The 20,128-nt window shown below is 73.4% G+C and carries 19 protein-coding genes; 5 read left to right on the plus strand and 14 right to left on the minus strand.

The features are described from left to right. Nucleotides 1-30: 30 nt before the first annotated feature. The 5 genes from O7603_RS16690 to O7603_RS16710 all read right to left on the minus strand — a co-directional run bounded on the left by O7603_RS16690 (nt 31) and on the right by O7603_RS16710 (nt 5,012). Nucleotides 31-1,143, minus strand: a complete 1,113-nt coding sequence (locus tag O7603_RS16690) for a hypothetical protein (RefSeq protein WP_281570729.1) — start codon at nt 1,141-1,143, stop codon at nt 31-33. 204 nt (nt 1,144-1,347) lie between these two features. Then, complete coding sequence (gene nfi / locus O7603_RS16695; RefSeq protein WP_281570730.1) at nt 1,348-2,097, minus strand: deoxyribonuclease V; 750 nt, start codon at nt 2,095-2,097, stop codon at nt 1,348-1,350. Between the two features lie 134 nt (nt 2,098-2,231). Continuing rightward, the gene (locus O7603_RS16700) at nt 2,232-2,612 is read right to left on the minus strand and encodes a hypothetical protein (protein ID WP_281570731.1); all 381 of its coding nucleotides are present in this window, start codon (nt 2,610-2,612) and stop codon (nt 2,232-2,234) included. Nucleotides 2,613-2,770: 158 nt separating this feature from the next. Then, nucleotides 2,771-3,361: a DinB family protein gene (locus tag O7603_RS16705; RefSeq protein ID WP_281570732.1), complete on the minus strand. Its 591-nt coding sequence runs from the start codon at nt 3,359-3,361 to the stop codon at nt 2,771-2,773. Nucleotides 3,362-3,572: 211 nt separating this feature from the next. Further along, complete coding sequence (locus tag O7603_RS16710; RefSeq protein WP_281570733.1) at nt 3,573-5,012, minus strand: aldehyde dehydrogenase family protein; 1,440 nt, start codon at nt 5,010-5,012, stop codon at nt 3,573-3,575. Between the two features lie 141 nt (nt 5,013-5,153). Between O7603_RS16710 and O7603_RS16715 the strand changes: the two genes are divergently transcribed. Further along, nucleotides 5,154-6,590 carry a gamma-aminobutyraldehyde dehydrogenase gene (locus tag O7603_RS16715; protein WP_281570734.1) on the plus strand — a complete coding sequence of 479 codons (1,437 nt, stop codon included), beginning with the start codon at nt 5,154-5,156 and terminating at the stop codon, nt 6,588-6,590. A gap of 3 nt (nt 6,591-6,593) precedes the next feature. After that, the gene (gene gabT / locus O7603_RS16720; RefSeq protein ID WP_281570735.1) at nt 6,594-7,865 is read left to right on the plus strand and encodes a 4-aminobutyrate--2-oxoglutarate transaminase; all 1,272 of its coding nucleotides are present in this window, start codon (nt 6,594-6,596) and stop codon (nt 7,863-7,865) included. A 219-nt stretch (nt 7,866-8,084) separates the two neighbouring features. Here the strand turns inward: gabT and O7603_RS16725 are convergent, their stop codons facing one another. The 7 genes from O7603_RS16725 to O7603_RS16755 all read right to left on the minus strand — a co-directional run bounded on the left by O7603_RS16725 (nt 8,085) and on the right by O7603_RS16755 (nt 15,649). Continuing rightward, the gene (locus O7603_RS16725) at nt 8,085-8,759 is read right to left on the minus strand and encodes a hypothetical protein (RefSeq protein ID WP_281570736.1); all 675 of its coding nucleotides are present in this window, start codon (nt 8,757-8,759) and stop codon (nt 8,085-8,087) included. Between the two features lie 79 nt (nt 8,760-8,838). After that, the gene (locus O7603_RS16730) at nt 8,839-9,474 is read right to left on the minus strand and encodes a M15 family metallopeptidase (RefSeq protein ID WP_281570737.1); all 636 of its coding nucleotides are present in this window, start codon (nt 9,472-9,474) and stop codon (nt 8,839-8,841) included. Next, complete coding sequence (locus O7603_RS16735; RefSeq protein ID WP_281570738.1) at nt 9,471-10,604, minus strand: D-alanine--D-alanine ligase family protein; 1,134 nt, start codon at nt 10,602-10,604, stop codon at nt 9,471-9,473. The genes O7603_RS16730 and O7603_RS16735 overlap by 4 nt, the downstream gene beginning before the upstream one ends. Further along, a complete protein-coding gene (locus tag O7603_RS16740; protein ID WP_281570739.1) occupies nt 10,601-12,784 on the minus strand; it encodes a pyridoxal-phosphate dependent enzyme in 2,184 nt (727 codons plus the stop codon). Before O7603_RS16740 ends, O7603_RS16735 begins: the two co-directional genes overlap by 4 nt. Before the next feature lie 122 nt (nt 12,785-12,906). Then, nucleotides 12,907-13,977, minus strand: coding sequence for a HAMP domain-containing sensor histidine kinase (locus O7603_RS16745; RefSeq protein ID WP_281570740.1), 1,071 nt, complete (start codon nt 13,975-13,977; stop codon nt 12,907-12,909). Continuing rightward, nucleotides 13,974-14,639: a response regulator transcription factor gene (locus O7603_RS16750; RefSeq protein ID WP_281570741.1), complete on the minus strand. Its 666-nt coding sequence runs from the start codon at nt 14,637-14,639 to the stop codon at nt 13,974-13,976. Before O7603_RS16750 ends, O7603_RS16745 begins: the two co-directional genes overlap by 4 nt. A 149-nt stretch (nt 14,640-14,788) precedes the next feature. Further along, nucleotides 14,789-15,649, minus strand: coding sequence for a hypothetical protein (locus O7603_RS16755; RefSeq protein WP_281570742.1), 861 nt, complete (start codon nt 15,647-15,649; stop codon nt 14,789-14,791). Between the two features lie 143 nt (nt 15,650-15,792). Between O7603_RS16755 and O7603_RS16760 the strand changes: the two genes are divergently transcribed. The 3 genes from O7603_RS16760 (at nt 15,793) to O7603_RS16770 (ending at nt 19,133) form a co-directional block, all read left to right on the plus strand. Further along, nucleotides 15,793-17,097 carry a GAF domain-containing protein gene (locus O7603_RS16760; RefSeq protein WP_281570743.1) on the plus strand — a complete coding sequence of 435 codons (1,305 nt, stop codon included), beginning with the start codon at nt 15,793-15,795 and terminating at the stop codon, nt 17,095-17,097. A 39-nt stretch (nt 17,098-17,136) separates the two neighbouring features. Then, a complete protein-coding gene (gene adh / locus O7603_RS16765; protein WP_281570744.1) occupies nt 17,137-18,642 on the plus strand; it encodes an aldehyde dehydrogenase in 1,506 nt (501 codons plus the stop codon). Nucleotides 18,643-18,788: 146 nt separating this feature from the next. Further along, the gene (locus O7603_RS16770) at nt 18,789-19,133 is read left to right on the plus strand and encodes a DUF779 domain-containing protein (RefSeq protein ID WP_281570745.1); all 345 of its coding nucleotides are present in this window, start codon (nt 18,789-18,791) and stop codon (nt 19,131-19,133) included. A 130-nt stretch (nt 19,134-19,263) separates the two neighbouring features. Here O7603_RS16770 and O7603_RS16775 read toward each other — a convergent pair whose 3' ends face one another. Continuing rightward, nucleotides 19,264-19,554 carry a DUF559 domain-containing protein gene (locus O7603_RS16775; RefSeq protein WP_281570746.1) on the minus strand — a complete coding sequence of 97 codons (291 nt, stop codon included), beginning with the start codon at nt 19,552-19,554 and terminating at the stop codon, nt 19,264-19,266. A gap of 117 nt (nt 19,555-19,671) precedes the next feature. Continuing rightward, nucleotides 19,672-19,824, minus strand: a complete 153-nt coding sequence (locus O7603_RS16780; RefSeq protein WP_281570747.1) for a hypothetical protein — start codon at nt 19,822-19,824, stop codon at nt 19,672-19,674. Nucleotides 19,825-20,128 lie beyond the last annotated feature (304 nt).

A 20,128-nucleotide genomic window follows, 5' to 3' on the forward strand; every position in this document is an offset into this window, starting at 1 on the left:
CGGAGGGTTCCGGTCCCGCCTGCCCCAGCCTCAGAGCCGGGGCATGTAGACGGTGTGGTCGCCTCCGCCGGAGGGAGCCGGCGGGACATCCGGCTGCCCGGGGGCCGACGGCGGCGCGCCCGGACCGGCGGACGGGCCGGGCGCGGTGGGGCCGGACAGCGTCGGCCCGAGCTGGGTGGGCTCGCTCCACTGCCCGGGCAGCGGCCGGGTCGGATCCGGCGCGGCGTCCGGACGGGCGCCGTAGACACCGCCGGCCGGCCGCGGCGCCCCGTACGTCCCACCCGCCGCCGGCGGCTGGCCGTACACCTGCCCGGGCCAGCCGGGTCCGCCCGACGCTCCTCCCGCGGAGCGGTACGTGTTGCCACCCGGGTCGCCCAGCGCCCCCGGCTCGTCGGTCGACGCCTTGTCCTCCCGGAACCGGCGGACCAGCAGCACGATCAGCAACGCCCCGGCGACCACCAGCGCGAGGCCGATGAACATCACCGGCGACAGCCCGGAGGACTCCTCGGCGGCGCTGTTCCCGCCCCCGCCGCCGCTCGGCTCGGCGAGCGCCGCCGGGGTCGAGTCACCGTCGGTGGCCGCCTCGGTGGCCACCGGGGTCGGGGTGGGCGAGGGCTTCTTCGACGGGGTCGGGGAGGCGGAGGCGCGGCCACCGACCACCCGGGACGAGTCGGCGGCCCGGCCGAGCGCACGGCCCATCGCGTCGGTCGCCTCGCCGGTCACGCTGAGCCGGCCGTCCGGCGCCCCGGCCGCGAAGGCGACCCGGTACCGGACCGTGATGCCCTTGCCCTTGCAGAGGTTGGGCTTGGCCGGCGAGGTCTGCGAGGTGGCCACCTGGCCGGAGCCGCCGCCCACCGGCACGGGGAACCACCGGCCGCCGTAGCTGACGTGCACCGTCACCTGGTCCGCACCGAGACCGGCGAGGCGCAGCCCGAGCGCCGTACGCAGCAGCACACAACCCTCGCTGCGCTTGCGCACCTCGACGGTCACTCCCTGGGCCGAGCCGCCGGCGGTGAAGCTGCTGGCGGAACGCACCCGCACCGAGTCGTCGTCGGCCAGCGCGGGCGACGCGCCGACCATGACCAGGCCGCCCAGCACCGCGCAGACCGTCGCGAGCCGTGCCGTGTGCCGACGTACCGCCATGATCACCTCGCCGTCTCTCCCCGGATGGGGTCCGCCGGTAGGCTACTACCGCCCCATCCGACGCACCGGTCATAGAGCGCCCCGGATGTGCGCCGCGTTACGCTCCCCGACCCGCCCGCCGCAGCCCTGGGGCCGACCACCAGGCGCCTGTCCCGGCAGCTCAGGTGGGTGGCTTGGCCCCGCCTGCGTGGCCCGGCCGGCCGCTCAGGTGCCCTGGCCAGCCGCGGCGAGGGCGTTCCGGCAGAGCCGGTCGGCGGTCCGGGTGGTCTCCGGCAGCCGATAACGCGGAGTCAGTGCCAACACCTGCCCGGCGGCGTTGTCCAGGCTCATCCGGTGGCCGACGCTGACGAAGACCGGCTTCACCCCGTCCCGGGTACGCAGCACCCGGCCCACCACCTCGCCCCCGTCCCGCAACGGCGACCAGGCGCCGCGGTGCGCCGCGGGCGCTGTCCAGTCGCCAACCAGCGGGGTCTTCCCCACCCCGATCGCTGGCAGGCCGGTGACCACGCCGAGGTGACAGGCGAGCCCGAAGCGGCGCGGATGAGCAAGCCCGTGCCCGTCGCAGACCAGCAGGTCCGGGCGGGTCGTCAGCCGGTCGAGCGCGGCGCGCAGCGCCGGCAACTCCCGGAACGCGAAGAGCCCCGGCACGTAGCCGAAGGCGGGCCGACCCACGCTGACCGCCTCGTCGACGACGTCCAGCGTCCGGCCGTCGAGCACCGTGACGGCCGCTGCGAGGAGGTCACCGCTCTCGGCGTACGCCACATCCAGCCCGGCCACCGTCGCGGGCGCGGCCGGACCGGGCCCGACCAGGTCGACCCGCGACCGCAACTCCTCCTGTACGGCCACCGCCTCCGCCACGCTGCGCGGCGTCCCGACGGCGTACCCGCCGCCGGTGGCCTCCGGTACCGGCCCCCGTGCCGGCTCCGGCACCGCTGCGGCTGTCATCCCCAGCATGCCCCCCGTCCTGATCCCGGCCCCCGGCGTGGCCGCGCCCTCGATCCCCTCGGCCCGCTCATGATCGACTCGACGTCAAGGAAGTCGGGCTTTCCGCACGCTCGGACACCCCCACTTCCCTGATCTCGAGTGGATCAGGCGGGCGGCCCGGAGTCGGAGTCCGTACCCCCGTCGCCGCCGCGCTGCATTCCACCGCCGGCCTGGTCGTTGCCCGGCTCCTGGCCGGAACCGCGCTGCATTCCACCGCCGGCCTGGTCGTTGCCCGGCTCCTGGCCGGAACCGCGCTGCATTCCACCGCCGGCCTGGTCCTTGCCCGGGTCCTGCTCGGGGCCGCGTTCAGTGTTCCTGCGGGTGGTCGCGCCGAAGGCGATCGCGAAGGCGATGCCGATGCCGATGCCGAAGGCGACGCCGCCCGCCCCACCTATCGCGGCCAAGCCGATGACGAGGCCGAGCAGAAGGCCGACCGGCCAGGCCCAGTAGGCGGGCTGCGCGCTTCCGTTGTCGGATCTCGCCATCGCTCGATGGTATTCCGGCAGCACGAGCGGCACGCTCCTCGCGATCCCGCGGCGCTGGTCGCCGCTCGCCGGCGCCCTGCCTCCTCGACCAACGGCACGCTCGCGGGGTTACGTCGCCCCGCCGAGCCGGTCGTCACCGGTCACCGGGTCCATGGCCGCTACTGCCCGATGCGGCCGTCGATCAGTTCACGGAGCAGGTCGGCGTGGCCGTTGTGCCGGGCGTACTCCTCGATCATGTGCACGAGCAGCTCACGCAACGAGATCGTGTCGCCGTCACGCATGGTGCCGGTGGTGCCGAGGTCAGGCGTCGCGTCGACCAGTCGTTCGGCGAACTCGACCTCCGCGCGCCAACTCCGCCATGCCTCCGCGACCACCTCCGGTTCGGCGACCACATCGTTGAAGTCCGCGTCCGGGTCGGTCTCCGTCTTGTAGATCCTCGGCGCGTCCTCGCCGGCCATCACCCGCCGGAACCAACCCCGCTCCACCTCGGCCATGTGCCGGACCAGGCCGAGCAGCGACAGCGTCGACGGCGGTACGGCCCGCCGGGTCAACTGTTCGGCGTCCAGGTCGGCACACTTCAGCTCCAGGGTGAGGCGCTGGTCGCGCAGGTACCCGACGAGCGTCGTCCGCTCGTCGTCGAACCCGCCATCGGAGCGCGGGTCGTCGTCCGGGTGCACGAACATGTTCGACCACGCAAAGCCCTGCGCACGCTTCTCGTCGCCCGCGTCGTCGGTGGGTGAGTCCGCCATACGGCGACACTTGCCCACGCGTAGTCGCACCCGCAACCCCGTTTCGGGTAGTCAGATTCGCCGCAGCCCCAATCGCGGCCGCTCACCGGCCAGGTGGCGTTGCTTGTGTTGGCGCACCTGCTCGTCCAGATCTCTTCGTCGTACTCGGGGTCGTCTCCTGCAATCACCGTTGCGCCCTCGCAATCGTGAGGAAGACGTAGACCATGAGTCACTACAACTGCAGCCCGGTGAGCACCATGACGCGTGGCTCGGTGTAGTCGTCCATGGCGCTGCGCAGCCCCTCACGGCCGACGCCGCTGCCCTTCACGCCGCCGTACGGCATCTGGTCGGCGCGGTACGACGGCACGTCCCCGACGATCACCCCGCCCACCTCGAGCACCCGGGCGGCGAGGAACGCCGTCCGGAGGTCGTGGGTGAAGACGCCGGCCTGCAACCCGTACGCCGAGTCGTTGACGGCGGCGAACGCGGCATCGTCGTCCGTGATCGGGCCGACCACCAGCACCGGCCCGAAGACCTCCTCGGCGGCGACCTTGGCGTCGGCGGGCACGCCGGAGAGCACCGTCGGCGGGTACGTCGCGCCCTCCCGCCGGCCGCCGACCTCGATGCTGGCGCCGGCTCGCACCGCCTCGTCGACCCACTCCTCGACCCGGCGGGCGGCGTCCTCAGACACCAGCGGCCCGACGTCGGTCAGCTCGTCGGCCGGGTCCCCGGTGCGCAGCTCCTGCACCGCGGCGACCAGCCGGGGCAGGAACCCGTCGTAGATCCACTCGTGGACGTAGACCCGCTGCACGGCGATGCACGACTGGCCGGCCTGGTAGTTGGAGAAGGTGGCGATCCGCTGCGCGGCGAAGGTGAGGTCCTCGTCGGAGGTCCAGTCTTCGCAGATCACCACCGCCGCGTTGCCGCCCAGTTCCAGGGTGACGTGCTTCTCCGGCACCGAGCGGCGGATGGCCGCGCCGACCGGCCCGGAGCCGGTGAACGACACCACCGGGAGCCGGGGGTCGGTGACCAGTTCGGCGGCCCGCTCGTTCGGCAGCGGCAGCACCGAGAACATCCCCGGCGGCAGGTCGGTCGCGGCGAGCAGGTCGCCCAGCAGCAGCGCGGAGAGCGGGGTGGCCGGCGCCGGTTTGACTACGATCGGCGCGCCGACCGCGATCGCGGGGGCCACCTTGTGCGCGACCAGGTTGAGCGGGAAGTTGAACGGCGAGATGCCCAGCACGGGGCCGCGGGGCACCCGGCGCACCAGGGCGATCCGGCCGGTGGCGGCCGGATCGGTGTCGAGGCGTTGCAGCTCGCCGGAGAACCGCCGGGCCTCCTCGGCCGCCCACCGGAAGGTCGAGACCGCCCGGCCCACCTCGGCGCGGGCCCACTTCAGTGGCTTGCCGTTCTCGGCCGTGATCAGTCGGGCGACCTCGTCGGCCCGCTCGGCGAGCCGCCGGGAGACGTGGTCGAGCGCGGTCGCGCGCACGTGCGCGGGCAGGGCCGCGGCCTCCGCGGCGACGCCGGCGGCGGCCGCGACGGCCGCCTCGACCTGGTCCGGCGTGGCGAGGGTGGTACGCCCCACCGCCCGGCCGTCGTACGGATGGTGGACGGTCAGCTCGCCCTCGCCGTGGGCGGGACGACCGGCGACGTAGAAGGCTCTCGACTCCACGCCCGCAGCGTAGACGACCGCCTCCGCTCACGGAAACAGTCGCTCAAGGCCTTGTCTGCCGCGAATTCAGTAGCCAAGATGGCAGTCAGATTGCGATAACCTCCGCTGACCTCGCCCCCGGCCACCTTTCGGAGACTCCTCATGAGTGACCAGCAGCAGCTGCGCAACTTCGTCAACGGCCAGTACGTCGACCCGGTGGACGGCGGGTACGCCGACCTCGTCGATCCGTGCACGGGCGAGGTCTTCGCGCAGGCGCCGGTCTCCGGCGCCGCCGACGTGGACGCGGCGATGAAGGCCGCCGCCGACGCCTTCGAGGGCTGGCGCGACGCCACGCCGGCCGAGCGGCAGAAGACGCTGCTCAAGCTCGCCGACGCGGTCGAGTCCCGGGCCGCCGAGCTGGTCGACGCGGAGGTGCGCAACACCGGCAAGCCGCGCCAGCTCACCGCCGAGGAGGAGCTGCCGCCGGCCGTCGACGAGTTCCGCTTCTTCGCCGGCGCCGCCCGCCTGTTGGAGGGCCGCTCAGCCGGCGAGTACCTGGCCGGCCACACCTCGTACGTGCGGCGTGAGCCGATCGGCGTCTGCGCCCAGGTGACGCCCTGGAACTATCCGCTGATGATGGCGGTCTGGAAGATCGCCCCCGCCCTGGCCGCCGGCAACACGGTGGTGCTCAAGCCCTCCGACACCACGCCGGTGTCGACGCTGCTGCTGGCCGAGATCGCCGCCGAGTTCTTCCCGCCCGGCGTGTTCAACGTCGTCTGCGGCAATCGGGACACCGGTCGCGCCCTGGTCTCGCACCCCACCCCGCAGCTGGTGTCGATCACCGGCTCGACCCGCGCGGGCATGGAGGTCGCCGCCGCGGCCGCGCCGGATCTGAAGCGCACCCACCTGGAGCTGGGCGGCAAGGCCCCGGTGGTGCTCTTCGACGACGCGGACGTCGCCGCGGCGGCCGAGGCGATCGCGGTCGGTGGCTACTTCAACGCCGGCCAGGACTGCACCGCGGCGACGCGGGTGCTCGCCGGCCCGGGTATCCACGACGACTTCGTGGCCGCCCTCGCGGAGCAGGCCCGGAACACGAAGACCGGCGCGCCGGACGACGAGGACGTGCTCTACGGCCCGCTGAACAACGCCAACCAGCTCGCCCGGGTGCGCGGTTTCGTGGACCGGCTGCCGGACCACGCGAAGGTCGTGACCGGCGGTTCGCAGGTCGGTGAGCGCGGCTACTTCTACGCGCCGACCGTCGTGTCCGGGGTCAAGCAGGCCGACGAGGTCATCCAGCAGGAGGTCTTCGGGCCGGTCATCACCGTGCAGCGCTTCTCGGACGAGGACGAGGCGGTGCGCTGGGCCAACGGCGTGGAGTACGGCCTGTCGGCCTCGGTGTGGACCAAGGACCACGGCCGGGCGATGCGGATGACCCGGCGGCTCGACTTCGGCTGCGTCTGGGTGAACACCCACATCCCGTTCATCTCCGAGATGCCGCACGGCGGCTTCAAGCACTCGGGGCACGGCAAGGACCTCTCGGTCTACAGCCTGGAGGACTACACCCGGCTCAAGCACGTCATGCACAACATCGAGGGCTGACCAATGGCGTCCTCGGAGGAACTGCACAAGCGGCGCGGCGCGGCCGTCGCCCGCGGCGTCGGCAGCGTCATCCCGTCCTACGTGGACCGCGCCGCCGGCGGCACTCTCATCGACGTCGACGGGCGGCAGTGGATCGACTTCGCCGCCGGCATCGCGGTGACCAGCGTGGGCAACTCCGCGCCGCGGGTGGTCGAGGCGGTGCGGGCCCAGGTCGAGAGGTTCACCCACACCTGTTTCATGGTCGCGCCCTACGAGTCGTACGTGGCGGTGTGCGAGCAGCTCAACGCGCTGACCCCGGGCGGGTTCGAGAAGCGCTCGGCGCTGTTCAACTCCGGCGCCGAGGCGGTGGAGAACGCCGTGAAGATCGCTCGGCACGCCACGGGACGGCCTGCCGTGGTGGTGTTCGACCACGCGTACCACGGGCGGACCAACCTGACCATGGCATTGACCGCGAAGAACATGCCGTACAAACACCGGTTCGGGCCGTTCGCCGGTGAGATCTACCGGGTGCCGATGTCGTACCCGCTGCGCGACGGCGGGCTGGACGGCGCGACCGCCGCGGCCCGGGCGATCGAGATGATCGAGAAGCAGGTGGGCGCGGAGAACGTGGCCGCGCTGCTGATCGAGCCGATCCAGGGCGAGGGCGGTTTCGTCGTACCGGCGCCGGGGTTCCTGCCCGCGCTGCGCGCGTGGGCGACGGCGGCCGGAGTGGTCTTCGTCGCCGACGAGATCCAGACCGGGTTCTGCCGGACCGGCGACTGGTTCGCCTGCCAGCACGAGGACGTCGAGCCGGACCTGGTCACGCTGGCCAAGGGGATCGCCGGTGGGCTGCCGCTGGCCGCGGTGACCGGCCGCGCCGACCTGATGGATGCGGTGCACGTCGGCGGCCTTGGCGGCACGTACGGCGGCAACCCGATCGCCTGCGCCGCCGCCCTGGCCAGCATCGAGACGATGCATGAGCTGGACCTGGCGGCCGCGGCCCGGCGGATCGAATCGGTGATGGCGCCCCGGCTGCGCGCGATCGCCGATCGGGACCCGCGCGTCGCCGAGGTGCGCGGTCGCGGCGCGATGCTCGCCGTGGAGCTGGTGCGGCCGGGCACGCTCACCCCGGACCCGGCGGCGGCCGCCGCGGTGTCGGCCGCCTGTCACACGGCCGGCCTGCTCACCCTCACCTGCGGCACCTACGGCAACGTGCTGCGCTTCCTCCCCCCGCTGGTGATCTCCGAGGACGAGCTCACCCGCGGCCTCGACGTCCTGGACACCGCCTTCGGCTGACCGCCCGACACCGACGGGGTGTCGCGGGCGCGGTCGCCGTGTCACGCCGGTTCCTGCCGCCGTCGTGCTCCTCGAATCGCCGGAGAAGCGGCATGGCCCTGGAAGCGTTATGACTCAGCGGCAGAAATATGCCGCTGAGTCATAACGCTCGTCGGAGTAGGTCGCGCCCCCCGTGTCGCAGTCCGGGCCCACGCGCAGCGGGCCCGGGCCGGCGCGACGTCAGCGCAGCACTTCGACGGTGTTGCGGCGAACCACGTTCTTGCCCGGCTCCCGGATCTGGTCCATGGCCGCGTTGTTGAGCAGCACGCAGCTGCCCGACGGGCCGGTCACCGTCACCGTGGTCGCCCGGTTGTTGTCCAGGTTCGTCACCCGCAGTCGGGTGCCTACCGGGAACCGGCCGCTGGTCGCCGCCGGCGCCGCGCCCTCTTCGAAGAAGGTGATCGCCCCGGAGCAGGCCGACGCCGGCGCCGGCCCCGGCGCACCGGGCGAGGCCATGCCGGGGCGGACCGCACCGGGCTGCGCCGGGGCGGGCTGTGCGGCAGCCCCGTCCACCTGCTCCACCACGTTGCGGCGGACCACGTTCTTGCCAGGCTCCCGGACCAGCTCCATCGCCGCGGCGTTGAGCAGCACGCAGCTGCCCGACGGGCCGGTCACCGTCACCGTGGCGGACCTGCCGTTGTCCAGGTTGGTCACGCGCAGCCGGGTGCCCACCGGGAACCGGTCACTGGTCGCCGCGGGCGCGCCGCCCTCGGCGGAGAAGGTCACCGACCCCGAGCACACCGAGGCCCGCGCCGGCGCGGTGTCCGCGAACCCGAGCCCGGTGCCGATCGAGACGACCACCGTCGCCGCCACCGCCACACCCGCCGCCAGCATGTGCTTCCGCTGCACCTTCACCGTGTCTCCCGTCGTCCGGTGGTGTCCGTCGACGCCTGGTACGGACGGGAGAGCCGCAACGTTCAGCGGGGGCGGAAGATTACAACGGACCGTAACGGGTCCGTGGCGCACCGGTCAGCAGCGCCCAGTAGCGGTCGCCGTAGGACCAGTGCCACCACTCGGTCGGGTAGTTCACCAGACCGGCGCCGCTCAGCGCGTCCACCAGGATCCGGCGGTGCCGTCGGGCGGTGGCGCCGATCGTCGGCGCGGCGGTGAAGCAGGCGTTCGCGCTCGCGAGCGGGGTGGCGTCCACGGCGGTGCCCATGTCCAGCTCGACGCCGTCGTCGGCGCAGAGCGTCAGGTCCACCGCCCCGCCGGTGCTGTGCGGCGCCACCTCCACCGGCGAGACGAACTTGGTGGTCTCCCGGTGCAGCCGCTCCGCCGACCAGTCCGGATGCCGTTCGCGCAGCTCGTCCCGGTAGCCGGTGAAGATGCCGAGCTGTGCCTGGTGCGGCCGGTACCCCTCGATGACCAGCAGGCGCAGGCCCACCGGCAGCGCGCGCTGCGCGGCCACCAACCGCTCCGCGACCCCACGACGCACCCGGGCGTACGCGCCGCCGGGATCGGCCGCGCGGGCGTCGAGCCACAGGTCGGGCAGGTCACGCAGGTCGACCAATGGTTCGCCGTCGTCGGCGCCGGGCACCGCGGCCACGCGAGGGTCGGAGAGGAGGATCATCGCGGGCCGCCCGCCTGGGTCACGCCGGGGCGCTCCGCGTGCCGGGCGAGCGCCAGCGCGACGAGCCGGTCGACGATCTCCCGGTAACCGACGCCGGCGGCGGCCCACACCTTCGGGTACATGGAGTGCGCGGTGAAGCCCGGCATGGTGTTCAGCTCGTTGACGTAGAGGTCGCCGGCCGCCTCGTCGTAGAGGAAGTCGACCCGGGCGAGCCCCCAGCCGCCGATCGCGGCGAACGCGCGTACCGACAGCTCCCGGATCCGCTCCGTCACGTCGTCGGGCAGCGGCGCCGGCACGACCATCGGGTCCGCGTCGCCGAAGTACTTCTGCCGGTAGTCGAACCAGCCACCGGTGACCCGCACCTCGCCGACCGCGGAGGCGTCCGGCCGGGTGCCGCCGAGCACGCCGCACTCCAGCTCCCGGCCGGTCACCCCCTGCTCGACCACGACGACGGTGTCGTGGCGGAGCGCCTCCTCGACCGCCGCCGCCAGGTCGTCGCCGTCGGCCACTCGGGAGATCCCGATTGAGGAGCCCATCCGTGCCGGCTTCACGAACAGGGGCCGGCGCAGCCCCACCACCAGCTTCTCCGGGTCGTCGGTCGCCCGGTAGGTCTGCGCGTCGAACGAGACGTGCGGTGTGATCGGCACGCCCTCGGCCCGCAGCGCCCGCTTCATCGCCACCTTGTCCATCCCCACCGCGGAGGCGAGGATGCCGCACCCCACGTACGGCACGCCCAACGACTCGAGCAGCCCCTGCACCACCCCGTCCTCGCCGAACGGGCCGTGCAGCACCGGGAAGACGACGTCCAGCTTGGCGTGGACGGCGCCGGGCGCGTTCGTCGCGGTGACCAACGCCGTCCCGGCGCGGTGACCGGCCCGCAGCTCCACGACCGGTCCGGTCACCGTCAGCCGGTCGTCGATGGCCCGGCCTTCGGCCACGCCGTCCCGCAGCTCGGCCAGCACCCCCTCCGGCACGAGCCGGAAGCCACCGGTGCGGGTGACACCGATGGCGACCACCCGGTGGCCACCGGCGGCCAGGGCCCGGACCACGCCGAGCGCGGACGCGCAGGAGACCTCGTGCTCCGCCGACGGGCCTCCGAACAGGATTCCGATCCGAACCGGCGCGCTCACGCCGCCACCCCTTCCCACTGCCGGGTCGCCAACCGGGCGACCAGGTCCGCCTCGACATTGCCGCCGGTCAGCACGACGCCGACCGTGCGGTACCTCTCCCGTCCCGCGCCGGGCCCGCCGGCCGGGCCACCGCCGCCCCCGTCCCCCGGGCCGCCGCCGGCCCGGCCGGACGCCTCGCCGTCCAGGCCCGCCATGAGCCGCAGCGCGCCGGCCAGCCCGGCCGCCCCGGACGGCTCGGCAAGCACCTTCAGGTCCAGCAGGAGCAGCCGGAACGCCTCGGCGATCTGGTCGTCGTCGACCCGGACGACGCCCCGCACGGTGTCCCGCAGGACGGCGAACGGCAGCTCACCCACGCAGGTGGGCCGGAGACCGTCGGCGATCGTGGGCGCCGGGGAGACCGGGGTGGGTCGGCCGGCCGCCAGGCTGCGGGCCAGCGAGTCGCAGCCGACCGGCTCGACGCCGTACACCTCGATCGGCCTCCCGGCCGCGGCCAGGCAGGCGCCCGCGACGCCGCCACCCCCGCCGACCGGCACCACGAGCGCGTCCAGCGGAGTGCCGGCCCGCTCCGCCTCCTCGATCAGCTCCAGGCTCGCGCTGCCCTGCCCGGCGATGACGTCCGGATGGTCGTACGCGTCGACGAGGGGATGACCGGACTCGTCGCTGATCCGGCGCGCCACGGCCACCCGCTCCTCCAGCGTGGTGCCGGCGAGGACGACCCGCGCCCCGGCCGACCGGGCCCGGGCCACCTTCGTCGCCGCCGCGTCGACCGGCAGGACCACGGTCGCCGCCATCCCGTGCCGTCGGGCGGCCAGGGCCACCGCGACGGCGTGGTTGCCGGTGCTCTGCGCGACCACCCCGGTGTCGCCCGCCGCGGCGATCCGGCCCACGGCCAGCATCGCGCCGCGCATCTTGTACGAGCCGCCGGCCTGGAGGTTCTCCGCCTTCAGGAGGATCCGGGCGCCGGCCAGCCGGTCGATCGCCGGCGAGTTCAGCACGGGCGTACGGACCACCCGGCCGGACAGCCACCAGGCGGCCTCCTCGACGCGGGCCCGGTCCGGCACGGTGGCCGGACTCGACGAATCTGTGCGGGACATGGTCTCTCCTTCGTGGACGTGGCGGGCGCCGGCGCGGCGGGGCAGGTCGAACAGCCACCCCGCACGGGCCGCCAACAGCCCTCGGTGGACGGCGAGGCTGAGCGCCAGCACCGCCGCGGTGAGCAGGACCGGGTAGCCGGTCGCCAGCAGCAGCCGCGCCGGACCGCCGACCTCGGTGACCGGGCCGACGAGGAACCGGTGCAGCAGCGCTAGCACCGGCATGTGGATCACGTAGACGGGCAACGTCCGGCGCCCCAGCGCGGCGAGCGCGCCACCCAGTGCCGGCCGCCGGGCCAGCCGGACCGCCGCGGCGATGCCGAACACCACCGCGACGACGGACACGACCGGCGCCACCCCGAGCAGTTGGCCGGTGCCGGTCGCCGCCACGGCGGTCAGCGCGGCCGTGTACGCCGCGAGGGCCAGCAGCAGGCGCGGGCCGGTCACGGCGGCCGCCCAGCGGTGGACGGACGGCCGCAGGTGGACGCCGGCGAGGAAGAACACCAGGTTCTGGTAGAGCCCGCCCCGGTTTCCCGGCGTGTCGAGCAGGCCGGCCGCCGCGACGGCGGACAGCGCGGCCGCCGCCGGGAGCAGCACGGCCGGGTGGACCCGGCGCAGCGCCTTGGCGAGGACGAAGTAGAGCGCCAGCGCGTACAGGTACCAGAGGTTGGACGGGGTCACCGTGAGCTGGGCGAGCAGCCCGCCCACGCTGGTGGCCCGGTCGGTCGGGAAGCCCGGCGCGAGGGCCAGCACGGCAGTGTGGATCAGCAGCCACACGGCGTACAGGTAGAGGTTCCGGGCGATCCGGGGTCGGCCGGCCACCGGCCACGACCGCCGTACGGCGTTGGCCGCGAAGATCCCGGAGAGGGTGAAGAACAGCGGCATCCGCATCGGCAGCAGCAGTTCGCCGAGCGTCCCCCAGGCGCCCGCCACCGGCAGCCCGACCGCCCAGTCGACCTGGAGGTAGTCCTTGACGATCACGTGCCAGAGCACCACCAGGACGATGCAGCCGCCCTTGGCGACGTCCGCCCAGGCCAGGCGTTCGCCGCCGGCGGCGGTCGGCCGGGTCGGGTCGGTACGGGTCGTCACGGTCTCTCCTCTCGGCCGGCGGTACACGGATCGGCCGGTTTCGGGCACGCCGGAGGCCGGGGTGCCGCGTATGCGGACCCCCTCCAGGGCGTTGGGGATGTGGTGCCGGCCGGCGGGCCGGGTCAGTGCGGCGCGGGCAGCTGGACGTCGACCCGCAGTCCGCCGTACTCGGCGGGGCGGGCGGCGATGATGCCGTCGTGCGCCTGGGTGATCGAGCGGGCGATGGCGAGGCCGAGCCCGGCCCCGCCGCCGTGGTTCGTACGGTCCCGGGCCAGGCGCCGGAACGGCTCGAACAGGCCGGCGACCGCCTCGGCCGGCACGACCTGGCCGGTGTTGACCACGGTCAGCGCCGGGTCGTCGCCGACCGCGACGGTGAGCGTGCCGCCGGGCCGGTTGTATTTGATCGCGTTCTCCACCAGGTTGGTCACCAGGCGCTCCAGCAGCACCCGCTCGCCGAGGACCACGCGCGGGACGAGGTGGCCCTCCACCGTCACCCCGGCCGCCGTGGCCCGGTCCTGGTACGCCACCAGGACCCCGGTGACGATCTCGTCGAGCCGCTGCGGGGTACGCGAGTGCAGGCCCTGGTCGCTCTCGCTGAGCGCGAGCAGCCCCTCGATGAGCCGCTCGTTGCGCTCGTTGGTCTCCAGCAGCTGGGCGGTCACCAGCTCCATCTGGTCACCGCTGAGCGACCGGGACATGCCGACCTCGATGAGCGTCCGCTGGACCGCCAACGGCGTACGCAGCTCGTGCGAGGCGTTCGCGGCGAACCGCCGCTGCCCCTCGTACCCGGCGGCGATGCGCTCCATCATCTCGTCGATCGACTGGGACAGCCGGGCCAGTTCGTCGCTGCCCCGGCGACGGATCCGGTGGCCGAGGTTCTGCGGCCCGACGTGCGCGATCGGCTCGACGAGATCGCGCACCGGACGCAGGCACCACACCGCGGCGCCCCAGATCGCGACCACCGCGGCCACGAGCGCGACAACGGACACCACCAGCAGGACCAGCTGGGGAAGCTCTCCGAAGACGCCACGGGCCGGCTCACACACCACGCCCAGCCCGGGCAACGGCAGCCCGCAGAGTTGCCGGCCGCGGCTCCACAGGGTGATGAGCAGTTGCTTGTCCAGGGCGGGCAGCGAGTACCCGACGAGCAGGGCGAGCACGCCGACCAGCAGGACGCGCCGGCGCGGGGTCACTCGGGGCCGCCGATCCGGTAGCCGGCGCGGGGCACGGTCTGGATGACGGCCGGCTGGCCGAGCTTCTTGCGCAGCGTCATCACGGTGACCCGCACCGCGTTGGTGAACGGGTCGGCGAACTCGTCCCACGCCTGTTCCAGCAGCTCCTCCGCGCTGACCACGCGGCCCTCCGCGCGCATCAGCACGTGGAGCACGGCGAACTCCTTCGGGCTGAGGTTGAGCGGGCGGCCGTCCCGGGTCACCGCGTGCCGGGCCACGTCCAGCGCCAGCCCGTGCCGCTCCAGCACCGGTGGCACCGCCGGTGCGGACCGCCGCCCGAGGGCCTGCACCCGGGCGACCAGTTCGGCGAAGGCGAACGGCTTGGTCAGGTAGTCGTCGGCGCCCAGCCCGAGGCCCTCCACCCGGTCCCGGATGCCGGCGGCCGCGGTGAGCAGGAGCACGCGGGTGCCGGCGGCGGAGCCGGCGAGGCTCTGGCACACCTCGTCGCCGGTGTGGCCAGGCATGTCCCGGTCCAGGACGGCGACGTCGTACCGGTTCACCCCGATCCGCTCCAGCGCGCCGTCGCCGTCGTAGCAGACGTCGACCGCCATCGAGAGACGACGCAGCCCTTCGGCGACCATGTCCGCCAGCAACCGCTCGTCGTCCGCCACCAGCACCCGCACGCTTCCGCTCCCCCGTGGTCCCTCGTCGTCCGGCATACAGTCTCAAGCTGGAGTTAAGGGTTCTGTAAGGACCTGCCGGAGCCATCTTCCACGCGGCAGCGCTGCGGACAAATCCCCCCAAGAGGGCCGAGGCCGGGGGGTGATCCGCGTCACACCGGACGGCGGATCCCGAGGGTGCTCTGCGCCGGCAGCAGCCCGGACGCCAGCACGGCCCCGGTCAGCGGCGCCACCAACTGGGCGAACCGCCCGACCTGCGGGCCCAGCGCGCGCCACGGCGTCGCGGCCAGTTCGTCAGTCCGCCGCTCCACCTCGTCGCGCAGCCGGTGGCCGGCCTCGGTCGCCACGCCGGCGGCGTCGATCAGGCCACGGCCGGCGAGCCGGTCCTGGGCGGCGGCCCACTCCTGCGCGGACCACCGGCGGCTGGCGAAGACCTCCTGCGGAGCGGCGCCGACCGCGGCGAACGAGACCAGCGACTCGACGCCGTCGAGCCCGGCGGCGAGCAACGCGGCGAGGTGCCCGTCACCGCGGTGTTCGCGCAGGATCGTGGCGGCCTGCCAGAGGGCCAGGTGCGGGGCGTCCGGCCAGGGCAGGTCGGCGTTGGCGGCCGCCAACGGGCGCCCGGCGAGGTCGGCGGCCCGCACCGCCCGGCGGGCCAGCGCGGCGGCCTCGGCCAGCTCCGGCGAGTCGACCCGGTCGCCGAGCACGGCGCGCAGCGCGCGGTCGATCCCGGACAGCCGGGCGGCGAGCACCTTGACCGGGTCGGCGGCCGCCCAGACCGCCGGGACGTACTCGGCGACCATGCCCGGGCTGAAGCTGTAGTAGGTGGCGGTGACGAGGCGCGGCCCGGCCGCGCCGAGCGGGGCGGAGCGGAACGCGAAGTAGCCTGGCCACCGCTCGTCGGTGGCCAGGCCCAGCCCGGCCGCCTCCTCCGTCACCTCGGGCGCGTAGTAGAGCAGGGCATGCACCGGCTCGATCAGCTGCCACAGCCGCCGCACCATCGCGAGTTCCATTGTCGACCTCCCCGAACGGCGAATCTTGTCACTGTCAAGTTATCGAGGTGAGGGCATCTTGTCAATGACAAGATGGAGGTCGGCCGTTCCGCCGTTGGCGATCGAGGGTGAGCTGCGTCACGATGGGCCCGAGGAGGTCGCCCATGGCCGACCCGTGGCTCGCCCTGGAATTCGGCGTCGATCCGGCGGAGCGGATCGCGCAGGTCGGTGCCGCCCACGAGGCGTTCCTGGCCGGCGGCACCGAGGCGGCCCGGCGGACCGACCGGCACCTGCGCGACGTGGTGGCCAACTCGTGGCGCCGCTCGGCCGGCGCGCTCCTCGACCCGGAGACCACCCCGCCCGTCGACCTCACCGACGACGCGTTGGAGAGCTACCGGGCCGCCCACCCGCTGGCCCGGGTGCTGCCCCTCTTCCGGGACCTGCTCGGCGGAATCGCCCAGGACGGCGCACACCTCATGGCGGTCTGCGACGCGCACGGGCGGCTGCTCTGGGTGGAGGGGCACCCCGGCGTGCTCCGGCACGCCGAACGGATGAACTTCGTGCCCGGCGCCCGCTGGGACGAGTCGCACGCCGGCACCAACGCCCCCGGCACCGCCCTCGCCGTCGACCACAGCGTGCAGATCTTCGCCACCGAACACTTCAGCCGACCGGTGCAGCGGTGGACCTGCGCCGCGGCGCCCATCCACGACCCCGTCACCGGCCGGCTCCTCGGCGCGGTCGACATCACCGGCGGCGACCACCTGGCCAACCCGCAGAGCCTCGCGCTGGTCCGCGCCACCGCCCGGGCCGCCGAGGCGCAGCTCGCCGCCGACCGGCCCGTCGAGCCGGGCGTGGCCACCATCGCCGCGCTCGGCCGGGACGAGGCGGAGCTCCGGGTGGACGGCCGACGGATCCGGCTCGGCCGCCGGCACAGCGAACTGCTCGTCCTGCTGGTCGACCACCCCGAGGGACGCACCGGGGAGCAGCTCGGCCTCGACCTCTACGGCGACGACCGGCTGCACCCGGTCACCCTGCGCGCCGAGCTGTCCCGGCTACGCCGGGTGCTCGGCCCCGAGCTGCTCGACTCCCGCCCGTACCGGCTACGGCCGACCGTGCGCGCCGACTTCCGTACCGTGACCGAACTGCTCGACCGGGGCGACCCGGCGGGCGCGCTCGGGGCATACGCCGGACCGCTCCTGCCCGCCTCCGACGCACCCGGAGTGGCGCGACTGCGCCAGCTGATCGACGGCCAGCTCCGCGCGACCGTGCTGGCCACCGCGGACCCGGCGCTGCTGGCCGCCTGGACCGCGACGCCCGCCGGCGCCGACGACCTGACCGCCTGGCAGACCCTCGCCCGGGCGTTGCCGCCAGGCGCGCCGCGCCGGCCACTCGCGGTCGCCCGGATCCACCAGCTCGCGCGGGAGTACGACCTACCGCGCGCAACGTGGCTGCAACGTCCCGGAAACTAACGTCGCCGCCGTCACCGCACCTCGACGGCGGAGGTAACCATGACTCGCTACGACGCGCCCACCCACTGGCAGTCCCGCTACGACCACTTTATCGGCGGCGAGTACGTCGCGCCGCACGGCGGACGGTACTTCGAGAACCCCACCCCCGTGACCGGACAGACCTTCTGCGAGGTGGCCCGGGGCACCGCCGAGGACGTCGAGAAGGCACTCGACGCCGCGCACGGCGCTGCCGACGCGTGGGGCCGCACCCCGGTCGCCGAACGCTCGCTGATCCTCAACAAGATCGCCGACCGGATGCAGGAGAACCTGGAATCCCTGGCGATCGCCGAGACCTGGGAGAACGGCAAGCCGGTACGCGAGACCCTCGCGGCCGACATCCCGCTCGCCATCGACCACTTCCGCTACTTCGCCGGGGCCATCCGGGCCCAAGAGGGCTCGCTCGGCGAGCTGGACGACGACACCGTCGCGTACCACTTCCACGAGCCGCTCGGCGTGGTCGGGCAGATCATCCCGTGGAACTTCCCGCTGCTGATGGCCACCTGGAAGCTCGCCCCGGCACTGGCCGCCGGCAACGCCGTGGTGCTGAAGCCGGCCGAGCAGACTCCCGCGTCGATCCACTACTGGCTCTCGCTGGTGGCCGACCTGCTCCCGTCCGGCGTGGTCAACGTGGTCAACGGGTTCGGCGTCGAGGCGGGCAAGCCCCTCGCCTCCTCGTCCCGGGTCGCCAAGGTGGCGTTCACCGGCGAGACCACCACCGGGCGGCTGATCATGCAGTACGCCAGCGAGAACATCAAGCCGGTCACGCTGGAGTTGGGCGGCAAGAGCCCCAACATCTTCTTCGACGACGTGAGCGCGCAGTCCGACGACTTCTACGACAAGGCGCTCGAGGGCTTCACCATGTTCGCCCTCAACCAGGGCGAGGTCTGCACCTGCCCGTCGCGGGCGCTGATCCAGCAGGGTCACTACTCGGACTTCCTGGCGGCGGCGGTGGACCGGACGAAGGCGGTACGGCAGGGACACCCGCTGGACACCGACACGATGATCGGCGCGCAGGCCTCGAACGACCAGCTCGAGAAGATCCTGTCCTACCTGGACATCGGCCGGCAGGAGGGCGCTCGCGTGTTGGCAGGCGGCTCGCGGGCGGACCTGGGCGGTGAGCTCTCCGGCGGCTACTACGTGGAGCCGACCATCTTCGAGGGCGACAACTCGATGCGGATCTTCCAAGAGGAGATCTTCGGGCCGGTCGTCTCGGTGACCTCCTTCGCCGACCTCGACGACGCCGTGAAGATCGCCAACGACACCCTGTACGGACTCGGTGCGGGCGTCTGGACCCGGGACATGAACACCGCGTACCGGGCCGGGCGGTCGATCCAGGCCGGCCGGGTGTGGACCAACTGCTACCACGCGTACCCGGCGCACGCCGCGTTCGGCGGGTACAAGCAGTCCGGCATCGGGCGGGAGAACCACAAGATGATGCTGGAGCACTACCAGCAGACCAAGAACCTGCTGGTCAGCTACTCCCCCAAGAAGCTCGGCTTCTTCTGATGGGTGGCTCCGGAGAGGGCGCCGCGGTTCCCGGTCCGCCGGGCACCGCGGCGCCGCCCGCGATTCCACCGCGCGCGGTGTCGCCTGCGGTCCCGCCGCCCGTGGTTCCGCCGCCTCGGGCGGTGTCGCCGATCTCGCTGCCGCCCGTGACGGATCCGGTGTCCGTGACGCCGGCCGCGGCCGAACTGCTGCGGTCACTGCGGGAACAGCACGGGCCGCTGATGTTCCACCAGTCCGGCGGCTGCTGCGACGGCAGCGCACCGATGTGCTACCCGGCCGGCGAGTTCCGCACCGGCGGCTCGGACGTGCTCCTCGCCGCGCTGCAGGTCGATGGCGTCCCCGAGCCGGTGGAGTTCTGGATGTCGAAGAGCCAGTGGGAGCTCTGGAAACACACGAGGCTGACCGTCGACGTCGTCCCCGGCCGAGGCAGCGGCTTCTCCCTGGAAGCCCCCGAAGGCGTGCGCTTCCTAACCCGCTCCCACCTCGCCTGACCCCGACCCCCTCCCCGCCCCCCGGTTCCCCGCCCCGTCGATCATGCAGTTGTGGTGCCGATTTGCTGACGGTTCGCCGTCCTTTGTGAGACACCACAACTCCATGATCGGCCAGGGTCAGAGAGCGGAGCTACGCGTGGAGGAGAGGCTTGACCGTTGCGAGGATGTGGGCCGGGCGTTGGTAGAGGTCCACGTCGGTGAAGTAGCGCATTCGCCAGCCGTTGGCAGCGAGCCAGATCATCCGTGACCGGTCGCGTCGCAGGCGTTCCCGTTCGAGGTGGGTCCGGCCGTCGTACTCGATGCCCACGCGGCGTTCCCGGTAGCCGAGATCAAGCCGGTAGAGCGGGATTCCGTTTCTGTCCCGCACCCACAACTGCGGCTCGGGCACCGGCAGGCCGCCGTCGATCAGCAGAAGACGCAATTGACTCTCCCGACGGCACTCCGAACGCGGGTCGGCGAACCGGACCAACTGTCGTGCCTGGCATATTCCGCGCAGCCGGGCGTGGCGCACGATCTCGGCCGAAAGCTCCTCCGGCCGTCACGCCCCCACCCGCAGACGCAGGTCGAGCAACGGCATCGCGTCCATGCGGCGGACCGTCCGGGCAAGGTCGACGGCACATCGGGCAGCCGGTGCGCAGGGCACCCCGACCAGCCGTACGGAATCCCGGACCGGCAGCACAGCCTCGTGCACGATGACGCCCCTGATCCTCGGTACGACCACACCCGCCGGCACGATCACGTGGACGCCATTGCCGGCGGCTCCGAAGCCGTGCAGTCGAGCGCCGGTGGAGAATCCGACGACGGCACCTTCTGGGAGCCGGCGGAAGAGCGCCGCCAGCCGGCCGTTCCCGCTCGTCGGCCGGTCCGTAGACGCCTCTCGACAGCCGACCCAGATGCCCGGCCTCAAGTCGCTGTCTTACCTGCTCACGACTGATGCCGGAACCGATCAGATCCGAGTAGCGGTACAGCTGTGCCATGCCCCGGCACCCTGCCGC

The organism is Micromonospora sp. WMMD812, assembly GCF_027497215.1.
In the GTDB taxonomy this organism is placed as follows: domain Bacteria; phylum Actinomycetota; class Actinomycetes; order Mycobacteriales; family Micromonosporaceae; genus Micromonospora.